Genomic DNA, 6,306 nt, shown 5'->3' on the forward strand with positions numbered 1-6,306 from the left:
CAGATATGAATAACTTTAAAGTAATGATGAACGGGATTATCAAAGAGAATCCTACGTTTGTACTCCTGCTCGGTATGTGTCCTACATTGGGTACTACATCATCGGCTATCAATGGTATGGGCATGGGACTGGCTACCATGTTCGTATTGATCTGCTCGAATGTGGTGATCTCTTTAATAAAGAACCTGATTCCGGACATGGTGCGTATCCCATCGTTTATTGTGGTGATCGCATCCTTCGTGACCTTGCTTCAAATGGTGATGCAGGCTTACGTGCCGGGACTGTATGCTACACTCGGTCTTTTCATTCCGTTGATTGTAGTGAACTGTATTGTACTGGGACGTGCCGAAGCCTTCGCTGCCAAGAATAACGCAGTTGCTTCTATGTTCGACGGTATCGGTATGGGGCTTGGCTTTACCATCGCCCTGACTTTACTGGGTGCTGTCCGCGAGTTTTTGGGAACCGGTAAAATCTTCGATTTGACCATCATGCCGGAAGAATATGGAATGTTGGTGTTTGTATTGGCTCCGGGCGCTTTCATCGCTTTGGGATACCTCATTGCGTTGATTAACAGTTTCAAGAAAGCCTAATTCAATTAAATAAGAAAAGAATATGGAATATATATTGATATTTATTTCGGCAATCTTTGTAAACAACATCGTGTTGTCGCAGTTCCTGGGTATCTGTCCGTTCCTGGGCGTATCCAAGAAGGTGGAAACTGCGATGGGTATGAGCGCTGCGGTTGCTTTCGTGTTGACCATCGCTACCATCGTCACTTTCCTGATTCAGAAATTTGTACTGGATGTTTTCGGACTGGGATACTTACAGACGATTACATTTATCCTGGTGATTGCCGGATTGGTGCAGATGGTGGAAATCATCCTGAAAAAGGTGTCTCCGGCCCTGTATCAGGCGTTGGGTGTGTTCTTGCCGCTGATTACAACGAACTGTTGTATTCTTGGTGTCGCTATCCTGGTGATTCAGAAAGACTATGACCTGCTGACAGGTGTTGTGTACGCGTTTTCTACAGCTATCGGCTTCGGTCTGGCACTGGTGCTTTTTGCCGGATTGCGCGAACAGATGAGCCTTGTGAAAATTCCGAAAGGAATGCAAGGAACTCCGATTGCTTTGATTACCGCCGGTTTGCTTGCTATGGCATTCATGGGATTCTCCGGCGTGGTGTAAGGATTTACAGTTGATAATTAAATAGAGGATTGGAAGCTCTGCTGTGTGGCGACATACAGGTTAGAGTTTCCAATTCTTTTTTATACCTAAATGCTACCAAATCGTACCTTAATTACTTTTCAGCAAATAAATTTGTGGCAGATTATTGCAATTCCATTTTATTTCCATACATTTGTAACTCAAACAATAATAAGCCGAGAAACTAACCATTTTATAAAGTATATGAAAGAAAGAATTTTAGTAACAGGCGGGACAGGATACATTGGGTCTCATACTGTTGTAGAACTACAAAACAGTGGATATGAAGTAATCATCATCGATAATTTATCAAATTCAAGTGCCGACGTTGTTGACAATATAGAGAAAGTTTCCGGTATTCGCCCAGTTTTTGAAAAGCTGGATTGCTTGGACTTTGCCGGTCTGGATGCAGTATTTGCAAAATATAAAGGAATTAAGGCAATCATTCACTTTGCAGCTAGCAAAGCAGTAGGAGAATCGGTAGAGAAACCGTTGCTTTACTACCGTAATAACCTGGTTTCTTTGATTAACCTTCTCGAACTGATGCCAAAGCATGGAGTAGAAGGTATTGTGTTCTCTTCTTCTTGTACAGTATACGGTCAGCCGGACGAGTTGCCGGTAACGGAAAAGGCTCCGATCAAGAAAGCGGAATCACCTTATGGAAATACTAAACAGATCAATGAAGAGATTATTCGTGATACGGTAGCTTCAGGTGCTCCGATCAATGCGATCATGTTGCGCTATTTCAACCCGATTGGTGCGCATCCTACTGCATTGCTGGGTGAACTGCCTAACGGGGTTCCTCAAAACCTGATTCCATATCTGACCCAGACAGCCATCGGTATCCGTGAGAAACTTAGCGTGTTTGGTGACGATTATGATACACCGGACGGTTCTTGTATCCGTGACTTTATCAATGTTGTTGACTTGGCTAAAGCACACGTGATTGCTATCCGTCGTATCTTGGAAAAGACACAAAAAGAAAAAGTAGAAGTATTTAATATTGGTACAGGACGTGGTGTTTCTGTATTGGAATTAATAAATGGCTTTGAAAAAGCCACTGGCGTAAAATTGAATTATCAGATTGTCGGACGTCGTGCAGGTGACATTGAAAAAGTTTGGGCTAACCCGGATTTTGCTAATAAAGAGCTGGGTTGGAAAGCCGTAGAAACTTTAGAAGATACTTTACGCTCTGCATGGAACTGGCAGCTGAAACTCCGTGAAAGAGGGATTCAATAAAAGAGAAACTTGTTTTAAATAACATAAAAGTTTAAACAAATCGTGCATGCGATTTGTTTAATTGATGCTAATCGACCTGAAGCTGTTTATGAGTATGCGAATATACGTAAATAGTACTTATGCCTCCCCGGCATAGACAGGAAAGATTGCATAGTAGTTTTGTCGTGTTTTATTTTGTGTTTGTGTTGTGACGGTACTACGACGTGAGTCGTGGTACCGTTTTTTTGATACGCCCAGCATGGATGTTCTGTTTTATAAAATATTTAGCACTAATTCTTTTGTTATCCAAAATTATTTTGTAATTTTGTATCAAATGAATAAGATATGAGAGTAGTATCACATAAGAAATTGAAAGATTTCTACGAGACGAAAGGGTGTGAAGATTCACGTGTTGCTTTAGAACGTTGGTATGATATAGCGGAAAAAGCAGAATGGCGGAATTTGTCTGATATAAAAGCGGATTTTCTATCGACTGATTATGTGGGCAATCAACACTATGTTTTTAATATCAGAGGGAACAACTATCGGCTGGTAGTGGTTGTTAAATTTACGGTGGGATACATTTTTGTCCGTTGGGTGGGAACTCATAAAGAGTATGATAAAATAGATTGTTCAACTATATAATATAATAGATATGACTAAAATAACGAAAGAACAATACGAATTTGCATTGGCAAGAGTCGAAGAACTTCTGCCTTTGGTGGACGACAGCACTCCTGCAAATGACAAGAGCATGGTGGAGCTTTCTGTTATGTCTGATATAGTGATTGCGTATGAGAAGGAACATTTTCCTATAGAAAAACCAACCGTAGCAGAATTGATAGAATTGTCCCTTGAAGAAAAGGGAATGACACAAAAACAGCTTGCCAGTGAAATAGGGGTTAGCCCTTCACGCGTGAATGATTATATTTCGGGTCGCTCGGAACCTACTTTAAAAATAGCTCGCTTGCTTTGCCGGGTACTCAATATACACCCCGCTGCCATGTTGGGATTTTGAAAAAATAGTCAAAACATAATTGTTAGTGAGATTTATTTGTTTAATGTACCTTTGAAGCAGAATACGTCAGTTCCCCAATCAATTTCCGGTAAGACGAATCCGGGAGCAAACAGCCCGAATACGGATGAGCCGGAGCCGCTCATGGATGCGTAGATTGCTCCTTGATGATAGAGTTCTTCTTTGATTTCTCCAATGACGGGATGTTGCGGGAATACACTTGCTTCGAAATCATTGATTAACGTATCCTTCCATTCTTGTACAGGACGCTGGATTGCCTCCCTAACCGGATATTTCGGACGATGGGGATGAATGTTTGAAAAGGCTTCCCGGGTGGAAACAAAAACATTCGGTTTTATAATCATGATTTGGTAGCCGTTTAATGAAAGTTCGACCGGGGAGAAGATGTTTCCAATTCCCTCGGCAAATATCGGTCTGTTTTTGATAAAGAAAGCGCAGTCTGCTCCCAAAGTGGCAGCGTATACTTCCAATTGTTCTTCGGATACTCCCAGCTGATAATGATCGTTGAGCAACTTTAGCATGAAAGCGGCATCCGATGATCCTCCTCCCAGTCCGGCTCCTGAAGGGATGTGCTTGTATAAGTGGATTTCGATAGGAGGGAGATGAAATTCCTTATCCATCAATAAATAGGCTTTTACTACCAGATTGTCTTCAGGGTTACCGGCTATTTCCATTCCATGTTGGTGGAGAGTGAATTTTCGGTCAGCGTTAGGGGAGGTACGGATTTCCAGTGCGTCTTCCAGAGCCACCGGATAGAAAACTGTTTCCAGATTGTGGTATCCGTCCGGGCGTTTTTCCGTGATGGAAAGTCCCAGGTTTATTTTGATATTGGGAAAAGCAATCATATTTCTATTTACTATTTACTATTTACTATTTACAGTGCTTCACATTACAATTAATCATAGCTGGATAATGTGATTCGGGAGCAAAGTTAGTAAAATCTTCATTTTTCCTTATTCATTCTTCGTGATTATATTCTATCTTTGTCGTCCCGACCGGAAAAACTCTGTTATAAAGGAGTCTGTTCGGTCGCAAAATAGTAAATCGTAAAATAGTAAATATCTTCATGGCCGAACAGAAAAGAAATACCCGCAATTCAAAGTCTACTAAAATACAACCGGTAAATGATTATGGTCGTATTCAGCCGCAGGCGCCTGAACTGGAAGAAGCAGTTTTGGGAGCTTTAATGATTGAAAAGGACGCTTATTCATTGGTGAGTGAAATTCTTCGTCCCGAATCATTTTACGAACGCCGGCATCAGTTGATTTATTCTGCTATCGTCGATCTTGCGGTGAACCAGAAACCGGTGGATATTCTGACTGTAAAGGAACAACTTAGTAAACGCGGAGACTTGGAAGAGGTGGGAGGTCCCTTCTATATTACTCAATTGAGTAGTAAGGTGGCTTCATCCGCACATATTGAATACCATGCCCGTATTATTGCACAGAAATCGCTGGCGCGTGAGTTGATAACGTTCACGAGCAATATTCAGAGTAAAGCGTTTGACGAGACGCTGGATGTGGACGACTTGATGCAGGAAGCGGAAGGCAAGCTTTTCGAGATCTCACAGCAGAATATGAAAAAAGATTATACGCAGATCAATCCGGTGATTGACGAAGCCTATAAGCTGATTCAGAAAGCTGCGGCTCGAACCGATGGTTTGAGTGGTCTGGAGAGTGGTTTCACGAAACTTGATAAGATGACTTCGGGTTGGCAGAATTCCGACCTTATTATTATAGCTGCCCGTCCTGCCATGGGTAAGACTGCTTTCGTTCTTTCAATGGCTAAGAATATTGCGGTGGATTACCGGAACCCGGTGGCGTTGTTCTCGCTTGAAATGAGTAACGTTCAGCTGGTGAACCGTTTGATTTCCAATGTCTGCGAAATTGAAAGTGGAAAGATTAAGAGCGGACAGTTGGCGGGTTATGAGTGGCAACAGTTGGACTATAAACTGAAGAATCTGATGGATGCGCCGCTTTACGTGGATGATACACCGTCTTTGTCTGTGTTCGAACTGCGAACCAAAGCGCGTCGTCTGGTGCGTGAACATGGGGTGAGAATCATTATTATTGACTACCTTCAGTTGATGAATGCGAGCGGTATGGCGTTTGGTAGCCGTCAGGAAGAAGTGAGTACCATTTCCCGTTCGTTGAAAGGACTGGCGAAAGAGTTGAATATTCCGATCATCGCACTGTCACAGTTGAATCGTGGTGTGGAAAGTCGTGAAGGTATTGACGGTAAACGACCGCAGTTGAGTGACCTTCGTGAATCGGGAGCCATTGAGCAGGATGCCGATATGGTGTGCTTTATCCACCGTCCGGAATACTATAAGATTTATCAGGATGATCGTGGTAATGACCTGCGCGGTATGGCGGAAATTGTAATCGCCAAGCATCGTAACGGTGCGGTAGGCGAGGTGTTGCTCCGCTTTAAGGGTGAGTTTACCCGTTTCTCTAATCCGGAGGACGATATGGTGATTCCGATGCCGGGCGAGCCTGCAGGAGCTATGTTAGGATCGAAAATGAATACAGGTAATGCTGGTTCCATACCTCCTCCCGCACCTGATTTTGCACCGCAGACGGAGAATCCATTCGGAGCACCGGGAGATGGACCGTTACCATTTTAGTTAATAGTTGATAACTGATAGTGAAAATGCTCTGCGCAACATTTCTTCTATCTGTATGTTATTCCGCATGGTAACTATCAACTATAAACTTTTTTATCTAACCTTCTCGGTCAACCGAAAAATCTTATTAACTTTGCAAATCTTTTTGAGAAACAATAAAAAATTAAATATATGAATATCTCTTATAACTGGCTGAAAGAGTATGTCAACTTCGACCTGACGC

General features: G+C 42.4%; 7 protein-coding genes. 6 read left to right on the forward strand and 1 reads right to left on the reverse strand.

The annotated features are described in order from the left end of the window. Positions 1 to 5 precede the first annotated feature (5 nt). The 5 genes from rsxE to ACT8YW_RS12885 all read left to right on the forward strand — a co-directional run bounded on the left by rsxE (position 6) and on the right by ACT8YW_RS12885 (position 3,439). Positions 6 to 590, forward strand: coding sequence for an electron transport complex subunit RsxE (rsxE, locus tag ACT8YW_RS12865; protein WP_004295586.1), 585 nt, complete (start codon positions 6 to 8; stop codon positions 588 to 590). A 22-nt stretch (positions 591 to 612) separates the two neighbouring features. Then, the gene (gene rsxA, locus ACT8YW_RS12870) at positions 613 to 1,185 is read left to right on the forward strand and encodes an electron transport complex subunit RsxA (protein WP_004295587.1); all 573 of its coding nucleotides are present in this window, start codon (positions 613 to 615) and stop codon (positions 1,183 to 1,185) included. Between the two features lie 222 nt (positions 1,186 to 1,407). Continuing rightward, positions 1,408 to 2,442, forward strand: coding sequence for a UDP-glucose 4-epimerase GalE (gene galE, locus ACT8YW_RS12875; RefSeq protein WP_444105382.1), 1,035 nt, complete (start codon positions 1,408 to 1,410; stop codon positions 2,440 to 2,442). Between the two features lie 324 nt (positions 2,443 to 2,766). Continuing rightward, positions 2,767 to 3,066 carry a type II toxin-antitoxin system HigB family toxin gene (locus tag ACT8YW_RS12880; protein ID WP_004295589.1) on the forward strand — a complete coding sequence of 100 codons (300 nt, stop codon included), beginning with the start codon at positions 2,767 to 2,769 and terminating at the stop codon, positions 3,064 to 3,066. Positions 3,067 to 3,076: 10 nt separating this feature from the next. Beyond that, the gene (locus tag ACT8YW_RS12885; protein ID WP_004295590.1) at positions 3,077 to 3,439 is read left to right on the forward strand and encodes a helix-turn-helix domain-containing protein; all 363 of its coding nucleotides are present in this window, start codon (positions 3,077 to 3,079) and stop codon (positions 3,437 to 3,439) included. A gap of 32 nt (positions 3,440 to 3,471) precedes the next feature. Here ACT8YW_RS12885 and ispE read toward each other — a convergent pair whose 3' ends face one another. Next, positions 3,472 to 4,302 carry a 4-(cytidine 5'-diphospho)-2-C-methyl-D-erythritol kinase gene (gene ispE / locus ACT8YW_RS12890; protein WP_004317955.1) on the reverse strand — a complete coding sequence of 277 codons (831 nt, stop codon included), beginning with the start codon at positions 4,300 to 4,302 and terminating at the stop codon, positions 3,472 to 3,474. A 221-nt stretch (positions 4,303 to 4,523) separates the two neighbouring features. On the opposite strand from ispE, the gene dnaB reads away from it, so the two are divergent. Then, positions 4,524 to 6,083, forward strand: a complete 1,560-nt coding sequence (gene dnaB / locus ACT8YW_RS12895; RefSeq protein WP_444105384.1) for a replicative DNA helicase — start codon at positions 4,524 to 4,526, stop codon at positions 6,081 to 6,083. Positions 6,084 to 6,306: the final 223 nt, after the last annotated feature.

This window comes from Bacteroides sp. (genome assembly GCF_052357945.1).
GTDB lineage: Bacteria > Bacteroidota > Bacteroidia > Bacteroidales > Bacteroidaceae > Bacteroides.